Below are 24,122 nucleotides of genomic sequence, written 5' to 3'. Positions count from 1 at the left end.
TCCGGGCCCCGCCGGCGCGGGCCCGATCGCCGGGAATCCGGGTCAATGGCGCAGCAGGCGCCCCAGTGCAACGGCCGCGGCGATGGTGCCGCCGGTCACCGCCGCGACGGTCGCGGTGGAGCGGATCGCCTCGGCGTCCCCGGCCCTGGCGCGGTGTAGGGTCCCGGAGACGCGGTCCCTCAGGGATTCGGCCCGCTCGCGCAGGCCCGAGGCGGTCTCCTGCGCCCGCTCCTTGAGCTCCTCGCCCGCGGCACGCGCCTGGACCCTGGGGTCCACGCGGGCCGCCAACTCGTCGACGCTGCCCGCCAGGGCCTCGCGCTGCGCGCGCAGTCGGGCCTCGATCTCCTCGGGGGTCGGCGCCGCCGACCCACTCTGCTCGCTCATAGGTGCTCCTGTTACTCCGCTGGGAAGGCCTGGCGCCGGTCCGCTCGGGCGAGCCTGGCAAGACTGGCGACGCCGCCGCCGGCCAGGGCGATACCGGCCAGAGAGACGACCCCCAGGGCGAGGGGATCGCCATCGGCCGCGTCATCGAGGAAGCGCTTGACGCGCATGGCGGCGCTCTTCGCGGCCTGGGTGGGGGAGTCGTGCCGGTGGGCGGCGACGAAGGAGCGCGCCTGGGCGCCGGCCTCCTCGGCGTAGCCGCGCGCGGCGGTCACGGCGGCCGATGCCCTCCGACTCACGACGGCCTTAACGGCGGCGGGCGCCAGGCGCTCGCCCAAGGCCTCGGCGTCGGCGGCCAGGGCGGCGCGGCGGGCATTGAGCGCCACCTGGATCTCCTCGGGGCTCGACGGCGCGGACGGCGCCTCGGGCCGGGTGGGGGCGCCCTCCGCCGCATCGGAGCAGGGCGCGTGCGCCCGAGGGGCGGCGGGGTGCGGCGGCATCGGCGGGACCGCCGAGGGCATGGGCCGGTCGGGCTGCGACGCCGTAACCCGCGCTGCGGGGGGTGCGGGGGACGTCGACCGCGCGGTCGCTCCCGGCGCTCCCGCGGCTTCCGACCGGCCGCCGGGCATGATGCCGTAATCGGGCTGGGCGCTCATAGCGCCTCGCCTCCCTTCCTCAGGCCGGAGGCGACGGCGGACTTCACGGTCTCCGCACTGGAGCGCAGGCCCTCCTGGGGCGCCGGGACGTCACTGCGGCCCTTCTTGAGGCGCTTGACGCCCAGGAGCGCCAGGATCGCGACGATGATGAACAGGACGAGCGCCACGATGAGGTAGCCGGCCCACAAAGGCAGCGCGAGCGCCAGCAGGTGCACGATCCCCCCCAGGAGGATCCCGAGGGCGAACAGCGCGAGGACACCCGCCGCGCCGAGAAGCGCCGCGCCGAGCCCCAGGTTCGTGACCATGCGCTTGCCCTTGGCCTTGGCCAGGTCGATCTCCCCCTGGATGAGGCCGGAGATGTTCTCCGAGATCCGGGCGATGAGCTCGCCGATCGTCGGCTGGGGGCCGCGCGCGCCGCCCTGGCTGTAGGAGCCGGGGGCGCCTGGCAGTGGCGGCGGCGTGGTGGGAGTCTCGCTCATGGTTGACCCTCCTGGTCGGATGCGCGGTCGGGCGCGGTGCGCGAATGCTCCACACAGGATGTCATACCGCGCGGCGCGGTGCGCGACGCGTGCACGCATGGGCGCCGCGCCGCCGCGCCGAGGGGGAAAGGGTCCATCGTCCTTAGTCCTTCAGGAGCGGCTCCAGGTCTCCCACAGGGAGGCGTACTCCCCGCCGAGCGCCACGAGCTCGTCATGCGTGCCCAGCTCGGTGATCCTGCCCTCCATGACCACGGCGATCCGGTCGGCGTCGTGGGCGGTCGACAGCCGGTGGGCGATCTCGATGACCGTGCGCCCGGCCAGTGCGGTGGACAGCGCGCGCTCCAGGCGCCGGGCCGCGCCGGGGTCCAGCAGGGAGGTCGCCTCATCGAGGATGAGGGTGTGCGGGTCGAGCAGGACCAGCCGCGCCAGGGCCACCTCCTGGGCCTGGGCCGGCGTGAGCGCCAGGTTGCCCGAGCCGACGCGCGTGCCCATCCCGTCGGGAAGGGAATCCACCCAGGCATCGGCCCCGATGGAGGTCAGCGCCCGGCGCAGGGTGTCGTCGTCGGCGTCCGGGCGCGCCAGGCGAAGGTTGTCCGCGATCGAGCCGACGAACACGTGGTGCTCCTGCGTCACGAGGGCCACGTGCCCGCGCAGCTCGGTCTCGGTCAGGTCGGTCAGGCTCACCCCGCCGACGGTCACTGTCCCCGAGGTCGGCGGGTTGATGCCCGCGAGCATCCGCCCCAGTGTTGACTTGCCCGATCCGGACGGGCCGACGACGGCGAGTCTCTCCCCGGGCACGAGCTCCAGGCAGATGCCGTGGAGCACCTCGACGCCCTCGCGGTAGGCGAAGCGGACGTCGTCGAGAACGATCCGCTTGCCCCGGGGGACCTCGCCGGTGGGGGTGCGGTCCGGCGGGACCTCCTCCACCCCCATGATCCGCGACAGCGCCGCCTGGGTCACCTGCAGCAGGTCGATCCAGAACATGAGCTGGCCGATCGGCTTGCGGATCTCCATGGCGTACAGCGCCACCGTGGTGATCTCCCCCAGGCCCACCCAGCCGCGTGAGGCCAGGAATCCGCCCCACAGCAGGACTACGACCACCGGGGCGCGCCAGGCGATGTCGAGGATGAGGAACATGACCAGGCGCAGGCGCGCGGCCAGCTCCTCCAGGCTCCAGGCCTCGGCGATATCGGCCCGCAGGGCCGCCTCACGGCGCGCCCCCAGGGCCAGGGCATCCACGGTCTCGGCGTGCTCGACGGTCTCCGAGACCGTCCCATTCAGGCGCGCGACGGCGGCCAGGTCCGCCCGGTAGACCGGCACCGCGCGGCGCAGGTACCAGCGCATCGTCAGCCACACGGGCGGCGCGATGACGCCCAGGGCCAGGGCGAGCAGCCAATCGGCGGTGAAGGCGGCCAGGACCGTGAAGACGATCGTCACCACGCACACCATGATCTGGGGGATCCCCACCCTCACGAGGAACTCGATGCGGGAGATGTCGTTGGTGGTGCGGCCCACGAGGTCCCCGGTGCCCGCGGACTCGACGGCGGACAGGGGCAGGTGGACCACCCGCGTCATCATCCGCTCGCGCAGGTCGGCGAACACCGACTCGCCCAGAGTGCGCGCGTGCATCTGCGCGTAGCGGTTGATGAGCGCCCCCAGCAGCGTGACGACGACGATCGCCCCCACGACGCCGTCCGCGTAGGAGGCGCTCGCGGTTCCCTGCGAGACGCGGGTGACGAGCCGGCCCAGCAGCTGCGGGGCGACGAGCGTGGCCAGGACCGCGGCGATCTGGAGGGCCAGGACGCCGGCGAAGCGCCAGCGGTAGGCGGAGATGATGCCCAGCGCCTTGCGCATGGCGACGCGACCGGGAGCCAGGGGGAGCGCCATCAGCGATCGACCCCCCTGATGGGCTCGGACGCCGCGGCGGGAGCCGCGTCCGCGCCGCCCGCGTCGTTGCCGTCGGGAGCGTCCTCAGAGCCGGTGGCTCGGGCGACGATCCGCCGGTAGGCCAGTGCGGACTCATCGCCTGCCCTCGCGCGCGAGAGCATCTCGCGGTGGGTGGCCCGAGCGCGCTCGCGGCCATCCTCGCCCAGGAGGACGACCTCATCGCAGACTGCCAGGACCAGCGGCGACTCGGTGGCCACCACCGTGGTGCGCCCGGCGCGCGCCGAGCGGATCCGCTGGGCCACCCGCGCCTCGGTATGGGAGTCGAGGGCGGAGGTCGGGGAGATGAGCACGAGGGCGGGCGCCTCGGTGAGCAGGGCGCGGGCCAGGGCGACCCTCTGGCGCTGCCCGCCGGACAGGGAGCGCCCCTTCTCCGTGATCATCCCGGCGAGGCCGGCGTGCAGGGAGGTGAGGATGTCGTTCGCGTCGGCGGCCTCCAGGGCGGCCAGGAGCCGGTTGTCGCCATCGGCCTGGCGTGGTTGCGGGCGGACCTGCTGGTCGACGTCGGCCACCCCGGCCCTCCGGGCCTCCGCCGCGGCGAGCTCGGCCGGGCCCACGGGAACAGGGTCGGGGGCGTCCCGCCCGGAAAGGGCCTGGCGCAGCGTCCCGGTGAAGAGCTGGGCCTCGGCCCCCGCCACGACGATGCTCGCGCGCGCCCGGGCCAGTCCCATCTCCCGCAGGTCGACGCCGTCCAGGGTGACGGGGGAGGCGCCGTCGTTGAAACGCCCCAGGCGGGTGGCCAGGGCGGCGGAGATATCCGGGTTGGGGGCGACGATCGCCGTCATGAGCCCGGGGGCGAAGCGGGCCCCGGAGGCGGTGTCGTGGATCTGGCCGGTCACGGGCTCGGCGGAGCGCATGTCGCGCTCCAGGTGCTGGCGCTCGGCGGCGGTCCCGGCGGTGGGGGCGGTCTCGAGGAGCCGGCGCAGGCGGCGCACGCCCACCACGGCGCGCGTGTACTCCTGGACGGAGGAGGAGAAAACCATGAGGGGCCAGGACAGGTAAGCGGTGTAGCCGTAGAAGGTGATGAGCTCCCCGGCGGTGATCTCCCCCTCGATGGCCAGCCTGGCCGCGGCCCACACGATGGCGGCCACGAACAGCCCTGGGAGGAGGACCTGCAGGCTCATGAGGATCGATTGGGTTCCGGCGACCTGCACGCCCCGGCGCCGCAGCTCCTGAGAGGCCTGCCGGTAGCGGTCGGCGAAGACCTCCTCCCCGCCGATGCCGCGCAGGATCCGCAATCCGGCGACGGTGTCGGTGGTGATCGTGGTGACCTCGGACTGCGCCTCGCGCTGGCGCGACTGGCGCGACTGGAGGGGCTTGATGACGAGGGTGACGATCCACGCCGTCAACGGCATCCCGATGATGACGATCGTGCCCAGCAGCGGGGAGGTGCGCAGCATGAGCACGGCGACGACCGCGAAGGAGACCGCCGCCCCGATGACCGGGACCGCGCGCTGGAAGAAGGTGCCGATGGAGTCCGAGTCCGAGGCGACGATCGAGGAGACCTCGCCTGAGGAGGTCTGGCGGTCCAGGGCGGCGCCGGTCGTGGTCACCTGGCGGCCGACGAGGCGGTCGATGTCGAAGGAAATGCGCAGGCGCACGAGGGTGGAGAAGTAGGACAGCATCGTGTCCCCGACGGCGTAGACGCAGAACAGGGCGAGCAGGCCCAGGGCGAGGGCCCAGATGCGCGGCGTCAGGCCGTGCTCGATCCCCGAGTCGAGGGCGGCGCCGAGGAACGCCGGGACGATCGCCTGGATGACATTGGCGACGATGGAGGCCGCGCAGGCGACGGCGAAGGGGGCTGCGGCGCGCCGCAGCAGCCAGGCCAGGACGGCGCGGGTGGAGCGCGTGGGCGGTGTGGCCAGCGGCGCGTCCGGTACGGGCAGGAATCGCATGATCCTCCGAGCCTAGCTGTCACCCCGTCCCCATGACCCGCCCTCCCCTGAGAGCGAGATAGTGGCTCCTGGTCATCCGCCCTGCTTGGCGCTCTTGAGTGCCAGGATCCGCCGGGCCGACTCGTCGATCCGCGCCGCCAATGCCGGATCGGACTGCGCTGCCGAGACGAGCGCTGTCGCCATGGCGGCCGCCACCGAGGCATCGGCTGAGGCCAGGACGAGGTCGCAGCCCGCGCTCACGGCTTTCACCGCGCGCTCGCCCGCTCCCCAGTCCTGCACCTGGACGGCGGCCGAGACGTCATCGGTGATGATGACGCCGGTGAAGCCCATCTCGGTGCGCAGCATGTCCGTGACGATCGTGGAGGAGAAGACGGCGGGCGCGCCGGCGTCGATCTGCGAATAGTAGGCGGAGGAGACCATGATGACCTCGGCGCCGCCCGCGATCGCGTCCCCGAAGATCGCGACGGCGGGGTCCCCGCTGCGCGTAGTCACCGAGTCGGTGACACCGGAGGCGGTGTCCGTGTTCTCCTTGACCCGGCCCAGTCCGGGGAAGTGCTTGAAGGTGGGGATGACGCCGGCGGCGCGCATCCCCTCGGCGAAGGCCCTCGCCTGGGAACTCACCGTGGCGGCGTCGTGGCCGTACTCGCGGTGCCACTGGCCGATGGGGGCGTTGGAGGTGGGGGCGGCGATGTCGACGAGGTCGGCGACCGGCGCCAGGTTCATCGTGACCCCGGCGCTCGCGAGCTCCTGGCCCCAGGCCGTGGCGGAGGCGACCAGTTGCTCGCGCGACTGCCCCGCCTGCTCGGCGCCCGATGGGATGGAGGAGAACCCGGGCCCGGACAGGACCTGAACATCCCCTCCCTCCTGGTCGGTGGCCACGAGCATAGCGGCGCCGTGGGTGGAGGACTCGGTGAGCCCGGTGAACACTGAGACGGTCCGACCGATCTCGGTCGCTGAGGCGGACGAGCGGCCGGACAGGAAGATATTGCCCGCATGGTGGGCGGTCACGGCGTCCTCGGCGGCCTGCGAGGGGGTGGTGGCGTTCACGCCCACCATGAGGAGCTGGCCGACCTTCTCCTCCAGGGACCAGCCCGCGAGCGGGTCGTCGGGGGTTGTCGTCCCCGACGGCGCGGCGGCCGGCTCCTGGGCGGGCGACGTCGTCTCGGCGGGGGAGGAGACGTCTGGCGGGCTGTGCTCGGGCGCTGCCGTCGCGGGGTCCGAGGGGCCCTCGCCGCAGGCGGCCAGGCCCGCTGTTCCGAGCAGGGCGGCCAAGAGCATGGGGCGTCGGCCCACGCGCTTCCATCCCGCTGAGCAGGTACGTGCCGCGGGGGCGGGGCGCGGGTCGAGGGACGTCATGCCCAGGACCCTAGAGGATGGCGCCGGGATGGGGCAGTGGGCGGCAGCGAGCGGCGGAGCGCGGCGGGGCTCACTGCCAGCCGAGCTCGTGGAGGCGCTCGTCGGAGATGCCGAAATGGTGGGCGATCTCGTGGATGACGGTCACGGCGATCTCCTCGACCAGCTCCTCGCGGCTGTTGCACCAGCGCTCCAGGGGGCCGGAGAAGATGAGGATGCGGTCCGGCAGGGCCCCGGACCAGCCCTCGTCGCGCTCGGTCAGGGGGACGCCGTCGTAGTAGCCCAGGAGCGTGGGCAGGCCGTCGTCATCGTAGTCCTCGTGCGTGAGGAGCTCGGCGTCGGGTTCGGCCTCGATGATGATGGCGGCGTTGTCGATCTGGTCGAGGAGGGCGTCGGGGATGAGGCCGAGTCCGGCGTCGACGGCGTCCTCGAACTCCTCGGCGGTCAGGTGGGCTGGTGCCATGGCGCCCATGGTGTCATGTCGCTATTCCGCCGTGGTGAGACGACTCACGCTCAGCCGATTTGCGCGAGCTCATCGGCGCCGCCTAAGGTTCTACCTGGTTCGAGGCGCGGCGACGCCAAGGGCATCTGGGCCCCCATCGTCTAGCGGCCTAGGACCCCGCCCTTTCACGGCGGTAGCACGGGTTCGAATCCCGTTGGGGGTACGGCTCGTGCGAGTGGAAGAACTCGAATAGAGTCCGGCTTCGTGCCGCACGAGGCCTCGTGGCGCAGTTGGTTAGCGCGCCGCCCTGTCACGGCGGAGGTCGCGGGTTCAAGTCCCGTCGAGGTCGCGGAAGGGTCGGCCCGATCAATCAGATGATGATCGGGCCGATCGCATCCCGACGGCTCTGTAGCTCAGTTGGTAGAGCGTTCGACTGAAAATCGAAAGGTCACCGGATCGACGCCGGTCGGAGCCACGGCGACAGCCCCTGGAACTCACAAGGCTCCAGGGGTTTCGCGCATTCTCATGCATTCGCGAGCCCGTGCCACGGGCGGTGGCGGCAGTCGGTGCGACGCCGGAGGGCCCATCGGCCATCCTCCATCGATCCTCTCATGAGGCGACCCCGATCCTCCTCAGTACGCTGTACTCATGACTACGCCGCCGGTTCCCTCCCCAACCCCTGTCCCCAGTCCGTCGGCCACCCCCATCCCCTCGCCCCCGCTCGACCCCTCGGCCGCACCCACCCCGAGCGCCACCGCCACCCCCGGGACCGTCGAGGCCGCCGTCGAGACCACCTTCAATGTGGCGGCCCTCGCCGGGGCCGGCCTGCTGTTCGCTCTGGTGGGAGCGCTCACCGCCGTCGCCATCGTCTTCGCCCTGCGCATCATGGCGCGGCGCCGCAGCTACTACACGCATTTCGTCAAGCACTGCCGCACGCCGCTGGTCATCCTGGGGAGCGCCCTGGGCGGCTACTTCGGCTGCCGGTTCGCCGCCGGGGACGGTGATGCGCCCGCGTGGACCGGCGATGCCCTCCACATCCTGTTCATCGGCGTCATCGCGGCGTCGACCCTCCTCGTCGTCTCCCTGACCAAGGCCGTCGAGGCGCTCGTCGTCGAGGGGGTGCGCGCCCGCGGCGAGCCCGGGCGCACCAACCGGGTGACGACCCAGGCCCAGATCCTGCGGCGCGTCGCCAAGGCCATCATCATCATCTGCGGGCTGGTCGGCGTCATCATGACCTTCCCCGCCGCCCGGGTCGCCATGGGATCCCTCCTGGCCTCCGCGGGCATCCTCTCGGTGGTCATGGGTCTCGCCGCCCAGTCCGCCCTCAGCAATGTCTTCGCCGGCATCCAGTTGGCCAGCACCGATGCCATGAGGGTGGGGGACACCGTCGTCGTCCAGAAGGATCAACAGGGCGTCATCGAGGAGATCACGCTGACCTACGTGGTCATGCGGACCTGGGACGACCGCCGCCTCATCCTCCCCTCCACGCACTTCACCCAGAACCCCTTCGAGAACTGGTCGCGCCGCTCCGCCCAGTACACGGGCTCGGTGGACCTCGCTCTCGACTGGCGCGCGCCCATCGAGGCGATCCGGGCCCAGCTCGCGCATGTCGTCGCCGGGACACCGCTGTGGGACGGGCGCCTGGCCTCCCTCTCCGTCCTCGACACCTCCACCGCGACGGTCATGCTGCGCATCGCCGTCTCCGGGCGCAACCCCACCGACGTCGCCAATCTGCGCGCCCATGTGCGTGAGGAGATCCTCGTCTGGTTGCAGCGCGAGGCCCCTGAGGCCCTGCCGCGCACCCGTATCCGCATCGAGTCGGCCCAGGGCGCGTCCGCCGTCGCCGACCTGGAGGGGCCCGGCGTCGAGGGCCCGGGCCAGGACGACGGCGGATCGGATGATTCGGAGCCGACGGCCTCCGCGGATGGCGCGGTTCCCGGATCGTGAAAACAGCGCCGTCGGGCTCGCGCTATCGGCGCGGGCGGGCAACCATGGGCCCGTGAGCACCACGAGCAATCCGACCACGCCAGCACCAGACCGCACTCCTGCCGAGGAGGCCGGAACCGACATCCCCCGCCTGGACCCGGCGGCCATCGCCCGCACCGACGCCCAGTGGCGCGCCCTCCTGGACCCCATGGAGTACCACGTGCTGCGCGAGGCCGGCACCGAGCGGGCCTTCACCGGCGCCCTCCTGGATGAGAAGCGCGTCGGCATCTACCGGTGCCGGGGCTGCGGGGCAGAGCTCTTCCGCTCGACCACCAAGTTCGAGTCCGGATGCGGCTGGCCCTCCTTCTACGACCCCGCCGACTCCCAGGCGGTCACCCTCCTGCGCGACACCTCCCACGGTATGGTTCGCACCGAGGTTCGCTGCGCCGCCTGCGACTCCCACCTCGGCCATGTCTTCGACGACGCCCCTCACACGCCCACCGGCCAGCGCTACTGCATGAACTCCGTGAGCCTCACCTTCGAGGCCGACGGTGGTTCCTCCGATGGCGATGACGGCGAGTCCGAGGCCGCTGCGGACGGGGACGCAGGACGGCGCCACTGGCTTCGACGCGTCGGGCGGGCATAGAGTCGGTCCTCGTGATCCGGGTGCTCAGCCTCAACCTCCAGCACTGCCTGCCTGGCGCCGGGGCCGAGCACGACAGCGGCACCGCCTCATTGGCGGGCGCCGATATCACCGACCCCGCCGCCGCACGGACCGTGCTGGAGGCGCTTGCCGGCCAGATCGCCGCGCTCGCCCCCGACATCGTCGCCCTCCAGGAGGTCGACATGCGCCAGAGGCGCTCCGGCGGTATCGACCAGGCCGGAGAGCTCGCCCACCTTCTCGGTTGGGAGCACCACCGCTTCGCCGCCGCCTGGGCCGGGCCCGTGGTCGGCATGCGGCGCCGCCCGCTGCGCTCGTCCCTGGAGCGCGCCTGGGATGATGTCCTCGCCCCCGTCCATCTGATCAGGGGCCGCGGGCCCGCCGGATTCGGCAACGCGATCCTGTCCCGCCTGCCCGTGCGCTCCTGGCACGTGCGCCGCCTCGGCAGGGGCCCGGCCACCCTCAGCCGACGGGGCGAGCGCGCCTGGAGCCCCCGCTCCTACCACCTCGAGACCTCCACCGCCCGCACCATGCTCGCCGCCCGGATCGATATCCCCGGGGATGGCGGGTTCGACTCGATCACCCTGGCCTCCACGCATCTGGCCACGCGCACCGGCATGGCCGCCCGGCAGCTCGCCGCCGCCTGGGCGACTCTGACCACCCTGCCCGGGCCGCGACTGCTGGCCGGAGATCTCAACATGGGGCCGGGCGGCGTCGCCGCCACCGGGGTGGCCCGCCCCCTGGGAGAGGGACCGACCTTCCCCGCCTGGGCGCCGCGCGAGCGCATCGACCACCTCCTCACCGATCCCTGGCCCATGAGCGCCGACGGGATGCCGGGCATGGACGCGCAGGCATCCTCACAGGCCCCGAGTGCGCCCCTCCTGCGCGCGGTCGCCTGGGGGACCCGCGCCTTCGTCGTCTCCGATCATGTGGGCGCCTGGGCCGACCTCGAGCCGGTCCCGTGAGCGCGCCGTGCTGAGACCGTGATGAGACGATGCTGAGGATCATCAGCGGACTGGCGATCTTCGCCGTTGTCATCACGATCGGGTGGGTCCTCGGGCGCACTGGCGCGCTCCCGCCCCGATCCGATCGCGTGCTCACCCGCCTGGCCTTCTTCGCCGCCACCCCCGCCCTCATGCTGACGACATTGGCGGGCGCCGACCTGGATGCCGTCGTCTCGGCCAGAGCGCTGGCCGCGATCATCGCCGAGCTGCTGACGATCGCCGGTGCCTGGGCAGTGCACCGGTGGGTACTGGGGCGCAACCCCGCCGACGCCCTCATCGGGGCGCTGGCCTCGGGCTATGTCAACGCGGCGAACCTGGGGATCCCGGTGGCGCTCCTCGTCGTCGGCGACGTGACACCGATCGCCCCGATCCTGCTGCTCCAGCTCATTGTCCTGACCCCGGGCTCCTTCGCGATCCTCGACGTCATCACCGGCAAGTCGGGCCGGACCGCCCTGCGGCGCGCCACCGCGCCACTGCGAAACCCGCTGCTCATCGGCGTGGTGACGGGAACCGTCCTCAACCTGGCCGGCTGGGAGCCGGCCGGGATCGCAGGAGGGAGCCCTGCCGAGGTCCTGGGCATGCTGGGCCGCATGGCGGTCCCCCTCATGATGCTCTCCCTGGGGCTGAGCCTGGCCGACTCGCAGCGCGAGCGCCGGATGGGGCCGCTCGGGAGGGTGACCGGTCCCGCTGGTCCGGCGCTGTGGTGCGCGGTGGGCTGGAAGCTGCTCGTCGCGCCGCTCCTCGCTCTCGCCGTCGGCGGCCTCATGGGACTGCGGGGCCAGGTGCTGCTCGTGCCCGTCACCACGGCCTGCCTGCCCACCGCGCAGAACATCTTCATGTATGCCTCGCGCTATGAGCGCGCCACCGACCTCGCTCGCGACACGGTCCTCTTGACCACGGCCGGATTCGCGCCGGTCGTCCTCCTGGCGGCGTCCATCCTGGGCTGAGGGGCGCTGGGAGCGGCGGCCTCCTTCGGCGTGGCCACGGCGACGATGACCGTCCTCTTCTACGCCTCGATCTCCGTGGCGGGCCTGGATATCTCCGATCCCGCCCATCGGGCGGGCGTGCTCCTGGCCCTGGCGGCGGGGCTCGACGCGCTCGCGGCGGGGATGGCGGCAGGCGCGCTGTTCTATACGCCCCTGGCGGCTCCGACGGCGTCTGGGGCCTACAGCTCAGCGGGGACGGCCCTGGCGGTGCTCTCGACGGTCATCCCCTGCGCCCTCGACCAGATCAACCTGGGGCGCCTGAGTGCTGACACGCTCAGCCTCCTGGCCTCCCCCATGCCGGCGACCTCGATGGCGTGGGAATCGTCATGCTGCGCCAGATGCCCGATATCGGGGAACTCCCCGGCCTCGTCCTCGTCAGTCTCGCCGTCGCCCTCGCCGGGAGGTCCTGAGAGCAACGGATGACCGTCCTGAGGCTCCTGTACGAGGCGTGGCGGGCGCGACGGGCGTCACAGGCCTCGTCGGCTGCTGAGCGGCGCGGGTCATGGCGGGGCGGGCCCTGGGCCTGAGATGATGGCGCTCGGCCCGGCGGCATGCCGAGGCCAGGCTGGTGCCCCGGCGCCCCACGCCCCGTGAGGGCTGGCGACGCCGTCGATCCCCGATACCGGCACCCCGCAGCGCTGCGCCCGCCCACCGGCGCGGCGCCGCCCCGATCCAGACAGGACCCCCGTGCCCGCCACCCGCAAGCGCCCCAGCGCGCCCGCCTCCTCCGCTTCGGCCTCCCGCCAGGCTCCCGCCCCTACTTTCGCCGACCTCGGCATCGCCCCCGACCTCATCGCCGACCTCGCCGCGCGCGGCTTCGCCTCCCCCTTCCCCATCCAGTCCGCGACCCTGCCCGACACCCTCGCCGGCCGCGACGTCCTCGGCCGGGGGCGCACCGGCAGCGGCAAGACCCTCGCCTTCTCGCTGCCCCTTGTCCAGCGCCTGGCCGACGAGGACTGCGCTCGCGCCGGCCATCCCATCGGCCTCGTTCTGGCGCCCACCCGTGAACTCGCCCTCCAGATCACCGAGACCATCAAGCCGCTGGCCGCGGCACTCGACTTGACCGTCAACACGATCTTCGGCGGCGTCAACCAGAACCCCCAGGTCAAGGCGCTGCGCGCGGGAGTGGACATCGTCGTGGCCTGTCCCGGGCGGCTCCTCGACCTCATCGCCCAGGGCCGCTGCTCCTTGGATGAGGTCAGCATCACCGTCATCGACGAGGCCGACCATATGGCCGATCTCGGCTTCCTGCCCAGCGTGCGCCGCATCCTGCGCGCCACCCCCGCCGGCGGCCAGCGGATGCTCTTCTCCGCCACCCTCGACAACGGCGTCGACGCCATCGTCCGCGAGTTCCTCCACGACCCCCTCCAGCACGCCGTCGACCCCGCCTCCTCCCCGGTGACGGACATGGATCACCGGGTGTGGCTCCTGGCGGACAGGACCGCCAAGGACGGCGTCGTCACCCGCCTCGCCTCCGGCACCGGCCAGCGGATCCTCTTCACCCGCACCAAGCACCTCGCCCGCCGCCTGGCCCGCAAGCTCGTGAGCGCCGGCATCCCGGCCGTCGAGCTGCAGGGGAACATGAGCCAGGGCGCCCGAGAGAGGGCCATGGGGGCCTTCACCTCCGGGGCCGTGCGCGTCATGGTCGCCACGGACATCGCCGCCCGCGGCATCGACGTCAGCGGCGTCGAGCTCGTCGTCCATGTCGATCCGCCCGCCGAGCACAAGGCCTACCTGCACCGCTCGGGCCGCACCGCCCGCGCGGGCGCCTCGGGAACCGTGGTCACCCTCGTCCTGCCCGAGCAGCGCAAGGATGTCCAGGTGCTCCTCAAGAAGGCCCATATCAAGGCCGAGATGGAGCGCGTGCGCCCCGACGACGACGCCGTCACCGCACTTGTTGGCGAGCGGGCCGAGCGCGTGGCCGCCGAGGACATGCCCGACGGCGTCGCCATCAAGGGAGGCCGGCCCACCAGCGCCGGCGTCCAGGCGCCGGCCCGCGGCGCGCACGGCCGCAGGGCCGGTGGGTCCTCCCTCGCCGGATCCCGCCACGGGGCGCGTCATGGCGGGCGTCGCACCGGGGTCGGGCAGAAGGCGCAGCAAGGACAGAAGCATTCCTCGCACCGGGGCCGTCGCCCGGGGCGCTGACCTCCTCGCGACTGCCCGCCGCGGGCCGCCCCGATCGGGCTGTGGGGTCAGGCGAGCCGCGCGGCCATGTCGTCGAGCGCGGACTTCAGGCGCTCCAGGTCCGCACGGGGCTGGGAGTAGAGCGCGGTCATCCTTCCGGGGATGGCGGCAGCCCGCTCTCGCAGGTCGCGGCCCGCGCTGGTGAGGGCGATGAGGCGGCGGCGCTCATCCGTGCGATCCCTGGCGCGAGTGATGAGGCCGGCCTCCTCCAGGCGGCGAAGCAGTGGTGTGAGGGTCCCGCTGTCAAGGCTGAGCCTGCTGCCGATGTCATTGAGGCTCATCGGCTCATCGCACTGCCAGAGCGCGAGCATGACGAGGTACTGGGGGTAGGTCAGGCCGATGTCCTTCAGGAGGGGGCGGTAGGCGCGGGTGATGGCCCGGCTGGCGCGGTAGAGCGAGAAGCACAGCTGGCGGTCGAGCGCGAGCGGATCGTGGGGCATGCCGTTGAAACTACCTCAGACAGATGAGTTGTGTGCAATTAAATTGTGCACTATATTGGCCTGGTGGCCGAGGGGCCGCCTCCTCGGAGTGCCGGGGCAGCAGGAGCAGTGAGCAGGGAGAACCCATGAACGAGATCGAGCCCATTTACACCACTGAGGCCATTGCCACCGGCGCGGGCCGTGATGGACACGTCCAGACCGCGGATGGCCGCGTCTCCTTGGATCTTGCGATTCCGCAGGAGATGGGCGGCAGTGGCGATGGCGCCAACCCGGAGCAGCTCTTCGCCGCGGGCTACGCCGCCTGCTTCCACTCCGCCCTTCAGGGAGTGGCGCGGCAGGCCAAGCAGGAGCTCGGCGATTCCTCGGTGGGCGCGCGAGTCTCCATCGGCAGGGCCGGCGAAGGCTACGGGCTCGCCGTCACCCTCGAGGTGGTCATTCCGGACTTGCCGCACGAGGTCGCCCAGGGGCTCGCTGATGCCGCGCATCGGGTATGCCCCTACTCCAACGCCACTCGCGGCAACATTCGAGTCGATATCGTCGTCGTCGACGACTGAGCGGGCCCCGTGCCCGGAGTCGAATCCCAGGAAGGGGCAGCGTCGTGGCCAGCGGGCCGAGGGCGCGGCGGTACCCCCTGTGGGGCTCGAACCCACGACCTTCGGATTAAAAGTCCGCAGCTCTGACCAACTGAGCTAAGGGGGCGCGGCGCCGGGGGCCGGCACCACGCGCAGCATAGCCGGACCCGGGCGCGCAGGACACGCCACGGCGGGCGTGCGAGACAATGGGCGCGTTGCGCACCGAAGGAGAACGCCATGGCACGCCAGTTCCACCGCCCCGCCCGGCTCGACCCCGAGGCCGCCGAATCCATCGAGGGCGGCGCGGACACCGCCGTCGCCTCCGAGCTCGCCCATCGCGCCGCCCAGGCGCTCGTCGGCGGCTTCCCCGCCGCCCCGGAGGACCCCATCACCCGGGAGGCGGTCATCAACGCCGTCGCCGGGCAGGGGGTCGATGACGTCGCCGAGCTTTGGGCGGACTCACCGGCCACCACCCTGCCAGGGGCCCTGTGGCGCCTCTTCCTCGTGCGCGAGTGGATCCGCCGCGACGCCGCGCTCGTCGGGCGCCGCTACGCCACTGTCGTCGACCTCACCGGCCCTGATGGCGACGGTGCCCTCGCAGCGCGCCTCGACGCCGCCCTCGCCGAGGGACGCCCGGTCATCTCACCCGAGGAGCTGCGCGCGCGCCTCGACGCCGTCCTCGCCGGCGCGCTGGAGGGCTCCGTTCCCGCGCTCGCCCCACTGCTCTCCACCACCTCCGGATTCCTCGCGGCGCTCGCCGCGGGCTCGGCCCCCGAGTGGATCGACGACGACGCCGACCCCCTCGCCGACCGCGTCACCCGCCGGGACTCCGCGCTCCTGGCCACCGCCGACGAGCTCTCCGATGCCGCCGTGAGGGCCCGGGCGGGCCTCCTGGACTGACTCGGCGCGGGGGCAGCGTATTGCGCGCACCCCGTCGTCCGTGCCCCCTCCTCGTGCGGGCAGGGTGCGAGCCGCGGAGCCGCTGGGAGGCGCCCGGAGCCGCTGGGAGGCGGCGGGGCGCCGGGCCGGGCATGGGGTGGGCGATGAGCGGGGAGCCGCCTTGTCGCAGACGAGAAGGACGTGATATCGGGGAGGAGGAGGCGAGCGTCGGCGCCTGGTGGTGGGGCCGCCACGGCGGCGGCCGGTTCCGGCTCGGTGGATGGCATCGGCCGGAGTGGGGAGAACGAGTCGGGCCCGGCCCGCGGGGGAACCGCAGGGCCGGGCCCGATGATGCCGTGCTGGCGGCGATGCCGGCGCCGCCGGCGGTGCCCCGTGATGATCGCGGAGCACCGCCGCTCTCACAGGAGGGCCGCCCGGAGGATGAAGGAGACGACGGCGGCGATCGCCGCCGCGGCGGGAAGGGTCATCACCCAGGCCACGACGATGTCCCCGGCCACGCCCCAGCGCACGGCGCTCAGGCGCTTCGTGGCGCCCACGCCCATGATGGAGGTGGTGATCGTGTGCGTCGTTGACACCGGGGCGCCGAAGCCCATGGCGGCCACGTAGAGGAAGCCCGCAGCGACGCTCTCCGCGACGAACCCGTGAGCGGGATCGAGATCGATGACCTTGGACCCGAGGGTCGCCATGATGCGGGTGCCGCCGAAGTAGGTGCCGAGGGAGATCGTCAGTGCCGCTGCGATCTTCACCCAGGCGGGCACGCCGTGGTCGAAGGAGTGGAGCCCACCGGCTGTCAGGGCGATGAGCATGACGCCCATCGTCTTCTGGGCGTCCTGGAGGCCGTGGCCCAGGGCCATGGCGGCGGCCGAGACTGTCTGGGCCCACCGGAAGCGCCGCATCGTGCGGTGGTAGGGCAGGGCCGCGCACAGGCGCAGCACGATGATCATGGCGATGTAGGCCACGATGAACCCGCCCAGAGGCGAGACGATCATCGGGATGACGACCTTGTCCAGAATCGAGCTCCAGTGGACCATCAGCCCGCAGGCGATGCCTCCGCCGGCCAGGCCCCCGATCAGCGCGTGGGAGGACGAGGAGGGCAGCCCGAACCACCAGGTGATGAGGTTCCAGGCGATCGCGGCGAACAGTGCGGCGAAGACGACGATGAGGGCGATCATGTTCCCCTCATCCGAGCCATAGGTGATGGAGACGATGTCCGAGCCGATCGTGTGGGCCACCGAGGTGCCCAGCATGGCTCCGATGACGTTCATGACAGCAGCCATGAGCAGGGCCGTGCGCATGGACAGCGCGCGTGTGGAGACCGACGTGGCGATGGCGTTCGCGGCGTCGTGGAAGCCGTTGGTGAAGTTGAAGATGAGCGCGACGACGAGGATCGCGATGACCAGTGCTGTCATCATTGCGGTGCCGATTCGTCAGGACTCGCGCACGGCGATCGACTCGACTGTGTTCGCCAGAGACTCGAAGGCGTCGATCGCGGCCTCCATGCGCTCGATGATCTCCTTGCGCTTGATGAGGCTGACGGGGTCCATCTCCTCCTCGAAGAGCCTGCCGATGCCGGCGCGGTAGATCTGGTCCCCGTGGTTCTCCAGCTCGTTGATCTTCACCCAGTAGCTCTCCATGTCCTTGAGGGACTTCAGGCGGGGCATGGCCTGCGAGGTGAGCTCGGCGCACTGCTTGAGGATATTGACCAGCTCGTGGCAGGCCTGGGGCAGGACGCCGACGTGGTAGAGGACGATGCAGTCGCCGGCCTCGTCGACCAGGTCCATGCAGTCGTCCATGGTGGAGCCGAGCAGGTGGAGGTCCTCGCGGTCCAGCGGGGTGACGAAGGTGGCGTTGATGAGGCGCTGGAAATCGTGGTGCGAGTTGTCCGCCGCGTGCTCCTCCGCGTGGAGGGTCTCGCGGAGGCTGGCGCGCTCCTCGCGGTCGGCGTTGATGATCTGCTCGAGGACATCGCAGGCGCTGACGAGGTGGCGAGCGGATCTCGACAGCAGGTCGAAGAGGGCCTCGTCATTGTTGCGGGGGTGGATGCGCACGGATGGCTCCTTGCTGGTCTGGGCGGCTCGGATCGCCGCTCCTGTCATGAATGCGCGGCCCCGGATTCTTCCCGGGGCGGGGGTCCTGAGGCGGTCGGCTTGCTGATAGTGGCCGCTTCGGGAGATGGTCGATTCAGGTGAGCACGGGTAATCGGGATCTCAGGTGTGGTGCGGGTTCTCGGCTGCGGTGTCGTTCTCGAGAAGGAATCGTGGTTGAGGACGCCGGGCCGCAAGAGCGCCAGTCGGCGCGAATGCCGCTCGTGGCGGCACAAGGTGGAGCCCGGGGCCCGTCACGACCCGGCGTCGGCTTCAAGGTAGCAGCAGCGTCGCGCGTGCGCCAAAGGCGCCGGGGGGCAATGGCGGTGGGGCCGATGATGGCGGCCCCGGCGGGGGTCTCGCGGACTGGCATTGCCTGGCATGGCTGCGCGCCCTGGATGCCTCTAGATGATCCCCGGGGCATCGAGACGGTAGCCCACATTGCGGACCGTCCCGATGAACTGGTCGTATTCCGTGCCGAGCTTCGCGCGCAGGCGGCGCACATGGACGTCCACCGTCCGCGCTCCGCCGATGTAGTCCTGGCCCCAGACCTCGTCCAGAAGTGTTTCCCGGGTCAGGACCCGGCCCTGGTTGATCGCCATGAATTTGAGCAACTCGAACTCCTTGTAGGTGAGATCGAGGATCTCCCCGTGGATCCTGGCCGTGTAGGCGGTGACATCGATGACGAGGTCGCCGACCTCCAGGCGGTCCTCTCGGGGGGCCTGGGAGGGAGGCGCGGCGCGGCGCAGCATCCGCAGTCTCGCGGCGAGTTCGGCGGGGGAGGCCCCGGCCATGACGAAGTCTGAGGCCCCCCAGTCGTCCTGGAGCGCCGCGGCCCCTCCGTCGTCGACGACGAGAAGGATCGGTCCGCACTCCATCGGCCCACTCAGGAGCTGGCACAGGGCTCGCGCCCGGGTCAGGTCCGCCCTGGTGTCGATGAGGACCGCGTCGGCGTCGTCGACCGCGCCGTAGTTCGAGGGGAGCGGGGGCAGACAGGTGACTGTCGCGTCGAGGAACGATGCGGCGGGAAGCGCATCCGCGGGATCGGCGGCGTGGGTGAACATGACGACGCGCATGCGATCCCTCTCCTCGGGAACCCTCCTGGGCATTGCCGGACAGGCCGTCCCGAGTGGCGCGGGGCGCGTGCCCGGACGCCCTCGGGGGGCCTGCCCAAGTCAAGCACACGTCATGCGATCGTGCCGGGGTGTGCGACGATACGAGATGTGGATACCCCTGCCAATCTCCAGAGCGGTCCAGGGCGCCCGGCGCCTGCTCCCGCCTCCTCCCGCCCCGGATACGGCACCCGGCGCGGGAGCGGCGTGCCGAAGGAGCCCGGCATCGTGGACCCCGCCTGGACCCGTCTGGCGGTGGCCGGTCTCATCCCCGTTCTCCTCGCCGCCTCGGCCCCGATGGCGGTGTGGGCGAGGATGGTTCTCATCGTCGTCCTCGTCCTGGCCATGGCGCAGGGGTGGCCGGCCCTCGTCCGGGCCCGCCACGATACGGGCTCGACAGCGGTGATCGCCCTGACGGGGGTCGCGGGCGCGTTGGCCGTGGCCTGGAGGCAGGACTACGGCGCCGCCGGTGTCGTCATGGCGCTGTCCGTCCTCATCGCATTCGTCGCCCAGATGCTCCGCAAGGGGGATCGGAGGGGATTGCTCGAGAGCCTGTCCTCGACGGTCTCCGGCGGTCTCGTGGCGATCGCCGGCGCCGCCTGGTGCGCGCTGGAGCCCGGCGTGGCCGACCCCGCCGTCATCGTCCCATGCAGTCTGGCGCTGTTCATCGGCGCGCTGCTGACCACGCTGGAGGTGCGCGCCAGCGTTCTGGAGACGCTCACCATGACGCTGCCCGCGGTCATCTCGGGCGCGGTCGGCGGTCTGCTCGCCGTCATCGGGTTCTTCGGGCCGGCGCACACGGGGCTCGGCGAGGCCGCTCAGTCCGGGGGAGCCTGCCTCATCGTGGGCTTCACGGCCGGCGTCCTCATGGCGGCCGCCAACCGGGTGCTGTGGACGCACCAGTGGGTTCCCGGTGGACGGGCAGCGATCGCCAGCGCCATCGTGCCGATCCTCGCCGTCGGAGCGCCGTCGTACGCCATCGCCCGCCTCATGGGCAGCTTCGTTGCCGGTTAGCCGTGCCGGGACCGGTCGAAAATAAGGGGCGAGACCGGTTCCCGGATCGGTCTCGCCCCTTAATTCTCGACCGGTCCCGATGGAGGGGGCGGGGCGGCTTAGGGTGGGGGCATGACTTTCTCCCTCCCCGAGGACCTGGCCCCCGAGCTCTACCCGCTCGCCTGGCTGGTCGGCACCTGGCGCGGCTACGGCGTGCTCACCTACGGCGAGACCATTCCCGAGCAGGCGGTTTACCAGGAGATCGTCTTCGAGCACGACGGCGGTCCCTACCTGCACCAGACCACCACCGTGTGGACCCTGGACGCCACGCGATCGGAGGACCTCGATTTCGAGGTCCCCGGTCTCGAGGGTGCCACGCGCATCGCCCCGGCCCGGATCTGGTCCTCGGAGACCGCCTATTGGCGCCCTGTCGGCCAGGAGCGGCCCGACGCCGACGACGCCGACACCCGCACCCCGATCACCCGCCTCGAGGTGGTCTCCGCCGACCCGGCCGGGCAGGTCGGCGTCTGGGAGGGCTGGATCCAGGGCCCCCGCGCGCAGATCGGCACCCAGGCCGTGGGCCGCACCCGCACCAGTGCTCCCCTGACCGAGATGACCCGCGTCTTCGGGCTCGTGGGCGGCGATCTCATGTGGGCGCAGGACATGGCCGCCTTCGACCAGGACCTGCAGAGCTACGCCTCCGGCCGCCTCGGGCGAGTCGAGGACCCCGAGGACCCCGCCGCCCGGCCGGGCGCGCTCCTGCCCGATGGCCCTCAGCCCTCCGAGCCGGCCGATGCCCCCGCACAGGGGGCCGACGACGACGGGGCCGCCCAGTGATGCGCCGCTCACCACTGCTGGACTGGCCAGAGGCGATCGCCGAGGACGCCACGAGTCCCGACGCCGCCGTCCCCGCGCACTACGGCAATCCCTTGCGCGAGCAGGCGGCCCTGGCCGACGGGCAGGCGATCGCCGCACTGGCCAGGGACGTCGTGGCGGTGAGCGGTCCGGACCGCCTCTCCTGGCTCACCACGCTGACCACCCAGGTCCTGACCTCCCTGGCCCCGGGCGACGGCGGGGCCGAGGCTCTCATCCTGGACGCCCAGGGGCGGATCCGCCATGCGCTGGCCGTCCTCGACGACGGCGCCACCGCCTGGGTCGTCGTCGACGCGGGAGGGGGGCCGGCGCTCGTCGAGCACCTGGAGAGGATGCGCTTCACGCTGCGCGTCGAGGTGTCCCCGCGCGACGACGTCGCCGCCCTGGGCGCGCTGGGGAGCGGCGCCACCGCCCTCGAGGAGGCGGTCCGCGCGGCCCTCCCCGGAGGCGATGAGCCGTTCGCGGAGTCGGATGCTCCCGCGACGCTCCTCCCGGGAGCGCCGATGACCTGGCGCGACCCCTGGCCCGGCGTCGTCGACGGTGGGACGAGCTACGACGTCGGCCTCGAAACCTCCCGACATCCGGGGGAGGGCTATCGCGCGGTCGTGGTGCTCGCCCCCGCCGGGCGGGTTCCGGATATCGCCCGGTCCTTCCTGGCTGGGGATGCGGGGCGGAGGATGGCCGGGGCGCTGGCCTGGGAGGCGCTGCGCGTCGAGGCGGGGCGCCCCCGCCGGGCCCGTGAGGCCGACGAGCGCGCGATCCCGCACGAGCTCGACTGGCTGCGCACCGCCGTCCACCTGGACAAGGGCTGCTACCCGGGCCAGGAGACGGTGGCCCGCACCCTCAACCTCGGGCGCCCCCCACGGCGCCTCTGCCTTCTGCAGCTCGACGGACTGACGGGCCAGGCGCCCCTTCCCGGCGCTCCCGTACGCCTGGGGGAGCGCGTGGTGGGCGCCGTGACGAGCGTGGCCCGCCATCATGAGCTCGGGCCGATCGCCCTGGCGCTCCTGCGCCGGGGCGTGCCCGTGGATGCGCCTCTCCTCGTCGATGTCGGGCAGACCGACGAGCCCGGGGACGCAGGGGAGGGCGATGGCGCGGCACCCCCCGAGATCGTCGGCGCGGTGGATGCCGCTCAGGAGCCGCTGGTCAGCCCCGAGGGGCGGGCGCAGGCCAGTCCCGCCGAGCGGCCGGGTGCGGGGCTGCGGGCCGCGGGCCGCAGCATCGGGCTCGGCAACGGCGGATCGACCGGCGGCCTGGCCGGCGGGCCCCGCACGGCCCGAACCGCTTGAACCGCCCGGGTTCGCCCCGGGCGCAGCGGCCCCCTGCCCCGCCCCGCCGCCCCGCTAAGGTAGGGGCGTGAGCATTCTGATCGGCACCGCGCATGCCCTCGCCGAGGCTGTCGGCTATCTGCAGCTCGCTTTCCAGGTGGTCGGCATCGCGCTCGGGCTCTGGGCGCTGGCGGACTGCACCATCCACCGAGCCGATCATTACGTCGCCGCGGGCAGGCGCAGCAAGGGCTTCTGGATGGGCCTCAACGCCGCAGGTTTCGCGGTGATCCTGCTCATGGGGCAGATGTCCCTGTTCGGCCTGCTGGGGATGGTGGCCAATGCGGTCTACCTCGCCGATGTGCGCCCCGCCCTCCAGGTGTACCGCCCGATCCGGGTGCGCTCGCGGATCCGCCGCTCGGGCGGTGGGGGCTCGAAGGGCCGGTGGCGCTGATGCGCGCCGTCCTCCAGCGCGTCACGCGCGCGGCCGTGCGGGTCGACGGCGACGTCGTCGGCGAGATCGCGCGTCCGGGCCTCATGGTGCTCGTGGGCGCCACTCATGACGACGGCCCCGCGCAGGTGGCCACGATCTCCCGCAAGATCGCGGACCTGCGCCTCCTGGCCGGCGAGCGCTCTGTCACCGAGGCCGGCGCGCCCGTGCTCGTCGTCTCCCAGTTCACCCTCTACGGGGACGCGCGCAAGGGGCGGCGCCCCACCTGGAACGCGGCCGCCCCCGGTCCCGTGGCCGAGCCGCTGGTCGACGCCGTCGTGGAGGATCTGCGCGGGCGCGGCCTGGAGGTGGCCACGGGCCGCTTCGGCGCCGATATGCGCATCGACATGGAGGCCGACGGCCCGGTGACGATCCTGGTGGAGGCCTGAGTGATCGGTGGCCCGGCGCGGCTCCTGCCGGAGCTGGTGCCCGGCTCGGTCAGCGTCGCCGAGACCCGTGAGGAGCTCGATGAGATCCTCCACCGCGAAGAAGCCGCCCTCGCCGAGCGCATGGTCGACCGGCGGCGCCGGGAGTTCGCCACCGTCCGGGGCTGCGCTCGCCGGGCCCTGCGCGACCTGGGCTTCCGGCGTCCGCCCATGGTGCCCGGTAGTGCGGGCGAGCCGGCCTGGCCCGCGGGTGTCGTCGGCTCCATGACCCACTGCGAGCATTACCGCGCCGCCGCAGTGGCGCGCCAGGAGGACGTGGACTGCCTGGGCATCGATGCGGAGCCCAACGCGCCGCTCCCGGCGGGCGTGCTGGTGCGGGTGGCGACGGCGCCGGAGGAGCTCGATGGCCTTCGCCGTCTGGCCGCCGAGAGGCCCGACGCCGCCGTCGATAGGCTCCTGTTCAGCGCCAAGGAGAGCCTGTACAAGGCCTGGTACCCGCGGGAGATGCGATGGCTGGGTTTCGGCGATGCCCTGGTGCGCCTCGGCGACGGCGAGTTCATCGCGGATCTGACCGATCCCCGGCCCGGTGGGAGGACGAGGCGCCTTCAGGGGAGGTGGATTCTCGCCGAGGACACCATTGCCACGGCTGTCGTCGTGCCCGCGGGCCGGTGGGGCGGTGAGGCCGACCTCGCTCGACGGCCCCGCGTCATCGGCCCCGACCCGCGGCCCGCGGGCGTCCGCATTCCGGGCGCCTCCATGACATCGCCCGCGCCCGGTGCGTAGGCTCTGTTGCATGGAACACACCACGCGCATCCTTGCCGGCCACGACGCCCTCGCGTCGTCGGCGATGATCGGCCGCGCGCGGATGATGCGCTGTTGTCGCCGCTCCATGCCCAGCTGTCGGCCCTGTTGATCATTCCGGGCACCGCCGTCGCCGTCCGTTGACGGGCTGAGTCGGCGGCGGGTCGACGGCGCCGCCCTCCCCGGGCCACTCCGATCCCCTCCGGGCCGGGTGCCCCGGGCCGCTCCCCTCGCGGCCCCGCCTCCGCGCCGGACGGGCCCTGCCGAGCCCCTGGCGCAGAAGGTCCGCGCCCGG

25 protein-coding genes and 4 tRNA genes are annotated in these 24,122 nt (G+C 72.5%); 17 read left to right on the top strand and 12 right to left on the bottom strand.

From position 1 onward, the window contains the following. Nucleotides 1-42: 42 nt before the first annotated feature. The 7 genes from B6G06_RS08300 to B6G06_RS08270 form a co-directional block, all read right to left on the bottom strand. Nucleotides 43-384, bottom strand: a complete 342-nt coding sequence (locus B6G06_RS08300) for a DUF3618 domain-containing protein (RefSeq protein ID WP_080462115.1) — start codon at nt 382-384, stop codon at nt 43-45. An 11-nt stretch (nt 385-395) separates the two neighbouring features. Next, nucleotides 396-881 (bottom strand): hypothetical protein, encoded by a 486-nt coding sequence (locus tag B6G06_RS10105; protein ID WP_125898906.1) that lies wholly within the window; start codon nt 879-881, stop codon nt 396-398. Nucleotides 882-1,033: 152 nt separating this feature from the next. Continuing rightward, entirely contained in the window at nt 1,034-1,516 is a 483-nt protein-coding gene (locus B6G06_RS08290) for a phage holin family protein (RefSeq protein ID WP_080462113.1), read from the bottom strand. Nucleotides 1,517-1,666: 150 nt separating this feature from the next. Next, nucleotides 1,667-3,403: an ABC transporter ATP-binding protein gene (locus B6G06_RS08285; protein WP_081171858.1), complete on the bottom strand. Its 1,737-nt coding sequence runs from the start codon at nt 3,401-3,403 to the stop codon at nt 1,667-1,669. Continuing rightward, complete coding sequence (locus B6G06_RS08280) at nt 3,403-5,355, bottom strand: ABC transporter transmembrane domain-containing protein (protein WP_081171857.1); 1,953 nt, start codon at nt 5,353-5,355, stop codon at nt 3,403-3,405. The genes B6G06_RS08285 and B6G06_RS08280 overlap by 1 nt, the downstream gene beginning before the upstream one ends. A 72-nt stretch (nt 5,356-5,427) precedes the next feature. Continuing rightward, a complete protein-coding gene (locus tag B6G06_RS08275) occupies nt 5,428-6,711 on the bottom strand; it encodes a glycoside hydrolase family 3 N-terminal domain-containing protein (protein WP_081171856.1) in 1,284 nt (427 codons plus the stop codon). Between the two features lie 70 nt (nt 6,712-6,781). Then, nucleotides 6,782-7,171: a metallopeptidase family protein gene (locus tag B6G06_RS08270; protein WP_081172287.1), complete on the bottom strand. Its 390-nt coding sequence runs from the start codon at nt 7,169-7,171 to the stop codon at nt 6,782-6,784. 129 nt (nt 7,172-7,300) lie between these two features. Between B6G06_RS08270 and B6G06_RS08265 the strand changes: the two genes are divergently transcribed. From B6G06_RS08265 to B6G06_RS08225, 9 genes are all read left to right on the top strand, one after another. Beyond that, nucleotides 7,301-7,373 (top strand) — tRNA-Glu (locus B6G06_RS08265). Nucleotides 7,374-7,425: 52 nt separating this feature from the next. After that, nucleotides 7,426-7,499, top strand: a tRNA-Asp gene (locus B6G06_RS08260). A 53-nt stretch (nt 7,500-7,552) separates the two neighbouring features. Further along, nucleotides 7,553-7,625: transfer RNA gene (locus B6G06_RS08255), tRNA-Phe, on the top strand. A 173-nt stretch (nt 7,626-7,798) separates the two neighbouring features. Then, a complete protein-coding gene (locus tag B6G06_RS08250; RefSeq protein ID WP_081171855.1) occupies nt 7,799-9,097 on the top strand; it encodes a mechanosensitive ion channel family protein in 1,299 nt (432 codons plus the stop codon). Nucleotides 9,098-9,218: 121 nt separating this feature from the next. Continuing rightward, nucleotides 9,219-9,722, top strand: a complete 504-nt coding sequence (msrB, locus tag B6G06_RS08245; protein ID WP_167370994.1) for a peptide-methionine (R)-S-oxide reductase MsrB — start codon at nt 9,219-9,221, stop codon at nt 9,720-9,722. Nucleotides 9,723-9,733: 11 nt separating this feature from the next. After that, entirely contained in the window at nt 9,734-10,702 is a 969-nt protein-coding gene (locus tag B6G06_RS08240; RefSeq protein WP_081171854.1) for an endonuclease/exonuclease/phosphatase family protein, read from the top strand. Between the two features lie 29 nt (nt 10,703-10,731). Continuing rightward, nucleotides 10,732-11,688 (top strand): AEC family transporter, encoded by a 957-nt coding sequence (locus B6G06_RS08235; RefSeq protein WP_080462107.1) that lies wholly within the window; start codon nt 10,732-10,734, stop codon nt 11,686-11,688. A gap of 30 nt (nt 11,689-11,718) precedes the next feature. Continuing rightward, the gene (locus tag B6G06_RS08230; RefSeq protein WP_205635452.1) at nt 11,719-12,150 is read left to right on the top strand and encodes a hypothetical protein; all 432 of its coding nucleotides are present in this window, start codon (nt 11,719-11,721) and stop codon (nt 12,148-12,150) included. Between the two features lie 264 nt (nt 12,151-12,414). After that, nucleotides 12,415-13,872: a DEAD/DEAH box helicase gene (locus B6G06_RS08225; protein WP_081171853.1), complete on the top strand. Its 1,458-nt coding sequence runs from the start codon at nt 12,415-12,417 to the stop codon at nt 13,870-13,872. 47 nt (nt 13,873-13,919) lie between these two features. On the opposite strand, the gene B6G06_RS08220 is transcribed toward B6G06_RS08225, so the two are convergent. Next, a complete protein-coding gene (locus tag B6G06_RS08220) occupies nt 13,920-14,351 on the bottom strand; it encodes a MarR family winged helix-turn-helix transcriptional regulator (RefSeq protein WP_081171852.1) in 432 nt (143 codons plus the stop codon). 125 nt (nt 14,352-14,476) lie between these two features. On the opposite strand from B6G06_RS08220, the gene B6G06_RS08215 reads away from it, so the two are divergent. Continuing rightward, on the top strand, nt 14,477-14,905 hold the full coding sequence (locus B6G06_RS08215) for an organic hydroperoxide resistance protein (RefSeq protein WP_081171851.1): 429 nt from the start codon (nt 14,477-14,479) through the stop codon (nt 14,903-14,905). A 71-nt stretch (nt 14,906-14,976) separates the two neighbouring features. On the opposite strand, the gene B6G06_RS08210 is transcribed toward B6G06_RS08215, so the two are convergent. Further along, nucleotides 14,977-15,050, bottom strand: a tRNA-Lys gene (locus B6G06_RS08210). A gap of 110 nt (nt 15,051-15,160) precedes the next feature. Here B6G06_RS08210 and B6G06_RS08205 point away from each other — a divergent pair. Next, nucleotides 15,161-15,823, top strand: coding sequence for a hypothetical protein (locus B6G06_RS08205; protein WP_080462103.1), 663 nt, complete (start codon nt 15,161-15,163; stop codon nt 15,821-15,823). A 398-nt stretch (nt 15,824-16,221) separates the two neighbouring features. Here the strand turns inward: B6G06_RS08205 and B6G06_RS08200 are convergent, their stop codons facing one another. The 3 genes from B6G06_RS08200 to B6G06_RS08190 form a co-directional block, all read right to left on the bottom strand. Then, nucleotides 16,222-17,235 carry an inorganic phosphate transporter gene (locus tag B6G06_RS08200; protein WP_080462102.1) on the bottom strand — a complete coding sequence of 338 codons (1,014 nt, stop codon included), beginning with the start codon at nt 17,233-17,235 and terminating at the stop codon, nt 16,222-16,224. Between the two features lie 15 nt (nt 17,236-17,250). After that, the gene (locus B6G06_RS08195) at nt 17,251-17,871 is read right to left on the bottom strand and encodes a DUF47 domain-containing protein (RefSeq protein WP_081171850.1); all 621 of its coding nucleotides are present in this window, start codon (nt 17,869-17,871) and stop codon (nt 17,251-17,253) included. Between the two features lie 440 nt (nt 17,872-18,311). Beyond that, nucleotides 18,312-18,983 (bottom strand): response regulator transcription factor, encoded by a 672-nt coding sequence (locus tag B6G06_RS08190; RefSeq protein WP_080462100.1) that lies wholly within the window; start codon nt 18,981-18,983, stop codon nt 18,312-18,314. Nucleotides 18,984-19,226: 243 nt separating this feature from the next. Here B6G06_RS08190 and B6G06_RS08185 point away from each other — a divergent pair, with 243 nt between their 5' ends. The 6 genes from B6G06_RS08185 to B6G06_RS08160 all read left to right on the top strand — a co-directional run bounded on the left by B6G06_RS08185 (nt 19,227) and on the right by B6G06_RS08160 (nt 23,809). Next, a complete protein-coding gene (locus B6G06_RS08185) occupies nt 19,227-20,033 on the top strand; it encodes a tellurium resistance protein TerC (protein WP_080462099.1) in 807 nt (268 codons plus the stop codon). A 111-nt stretch (nt 20,034-20,144) separates the two neighbouring features. Further along, on the top strand, nt 20,145-20,849 hold the full coding sequence (locus B6G06_RS08180; protein ID WP_080462098.1) for a heme-binding beta-barrel domain-containing protein: 705 nt from the start codon (nt 20,145-20,147) through the stop codon (nt 20,847-20,849). Then, a complete protein-coding gene (gene ygfZ / locus B6G06_RS08175; RefSeq protein WP_081171849.1) occupies nt 20,849-22,174 on the top strand; it encodes a CAF17-like 4Fe-4S cluster assembly/insertion protein YgfZ in 1,326 nt (441 codons plus the stop codon). The genes B6G06_RS08180 and ygfZ overlap by 1 nt, the downstream gene beginning before the upstream one ends. A 67-nt stretch (nt 22,175-22,241) precedes the next feature. Further along, nucleotides 22,242-22,604, top strand: a complete 363-nt coding sequence (locus B6G06_RS08170) for a DUF2516 family protein (protein WP_081171848.1) — start codon at nt 22,242-22,244, stop codon at nt 22,602-22,604. Beyond that, nucleotides 22,604-23,029: a D-aminoacyl-tRNA deacylase gene (dtd, locus tag B6G06_RS08165; RefSeq protein WP_080462362.1), complete on the top strand. Its 426-nt coding sequence runs from the start codon at nt 22,604-22,606 to the stop codon at nt 23,027-23,029. The genes B6G06_RS08170 and dtd overlap by 1 nt, the downstream gene beginning before the upstream one ends. Then, a complete protein-coding gene (locus B6G06_RS08160) occupies nt 23,030-23,809 on the top strand; it encodes a 4'-phosphopantetheinyl transferase family protein (RefSeq protein ID WP_095532453.1) in 780 nt (259 codons plus the stop codon). It abuts the gene before it with no gap. The last annotated feature ends 313 nt before the right edge of the window (nt 23,810-24,122 follow it).

The sequence above is a fragment of the Actinomyces gaoshouyii genome, assembly GCF_002076915.1.
Lineage (GTDB): Bacteria > Actinomycetota > Actinomycetes > Actinomycetales > Actinomycetaceae > Actinomyces > Actinomyces gaoshouyii.
This window is presented reverse-complemented; position numbering and strand designations above follow the sequence as displayed.

Coding starts and splice junctions, on each gene's coding strand:
- B6G06_RS08270 (WP_081172287.1), bottom strand. CDS start 7,171: ATGGCACCAGCCCACCTGACCGCCGAGGAGTTCGAGGACGCCGTCGAC.
- B6G06_RS08215 (WP_081171851.1), top strand. CDS start 14,477: ATGAACGAGATCGAGCCCATTTACACCACTGAGGCCATTGCCACCGGC.
- ygfZ (WP_081171849.1), top strand. CDS start 20,849: ATGCGCCGCTCACCACTGCTGGACTGGCCAGAGGCGATCGCCGAGGAC.
- B6G06_RS08235 (WP_080462107.1), top strand. CDS start 10,732: ATGCTGAGGATCATCAGCGGACTGGCGATCTTCGCCGTTGTCATCACG.
- B6G06_RS08205 (WP_080462103.1), top strand. CDS start 15,161: ATGGCACGCCAGTTCCACCGCCCCGCCCGGCTCGACCCCGAGGCCGCC.
- B6G06_RS08220 (WP_081171852.1), bottom strand. CDS start 14,351: ATGCCCCACGATCCGCTCGCGCTCGACCGCCAGCTGTGCTTCTCGCTC.
- B6G06_RS08280 (WP_081171857.1), bottom strand. CDS start 5,355: ATGCGATTCCTGCCCGTACCGGACGCGCCGCTGGCCACACCGCCCACG.
- B6G06_RS10105 (WP_125898906.1), bottom strand. CDS start 881: ATGCCGCCGCACCCCGCCGCCCCTCGGGCGCACGCGCCCTGCTCCGAT.
- B6G06_RS08180 (WP_080462098.1), top strand. CDS start 20,145: ATGACTTTCTCCCTCCCCGAGGACCTGGCCCCCGAGCTCTACCCGCTC.
- B6G06_RS08190 (WP_080462100.1), bottom strand. CDS start 18,983: ATGCGCGTCGTCATGTTCACCCACGCCGCCGATCCCGCGGATGCGCTT.
- B6G06_RS08275 (WP_081171856.1), bottom strand. CDS start 6,711: ATGACGTCCCTCGACCCGCGCCCCGCCCCCGCGGCACGTACCTGCTCA.
- B6G06_RS08300 (WP_080462115.1), bottom strand. CDS start 384: ATGAGCGAGCAGAGTGGGTCGGCGGCGCCGACCCCCGAGGAGATCGAG.
- B6G06_RS08200 (WP_080462102.1), bottom strand. CDS start 17,235: ATGATGACAGCACTGGTCATCGCGATCCTCGTCGTCGCGCTCATCTTC.
- dtd (WP_080462362.1), top strand. CDS start 22,604: ATGCGCGCCGTCCTCCAGCGCGTCACGCGCGCGGCCGTGCGGGTCGAC.
- B6G06_RS08285 (WP_081171858.1), bottom strand. CDS start 3,403: ATGGCGCTCCCCCTGGCTCCCGGTCGCGTCGCCATGCGCAAGGCGCTG.
- B6G06_RS08250 (WP_081171855.1), top strand. CDS start 7,799: ATGACTACGCCGCCGGTTCCCTCCCCAACCCCTGTCCCCAGTCCGTCG.
- B6G06_RS08290 (WP_080462113.1), bottom strand. CDS start 1,516: ATGAGCGAGACTCCCACCACGCCGCCGCCACTGCCAGGCGCCCCCGGC.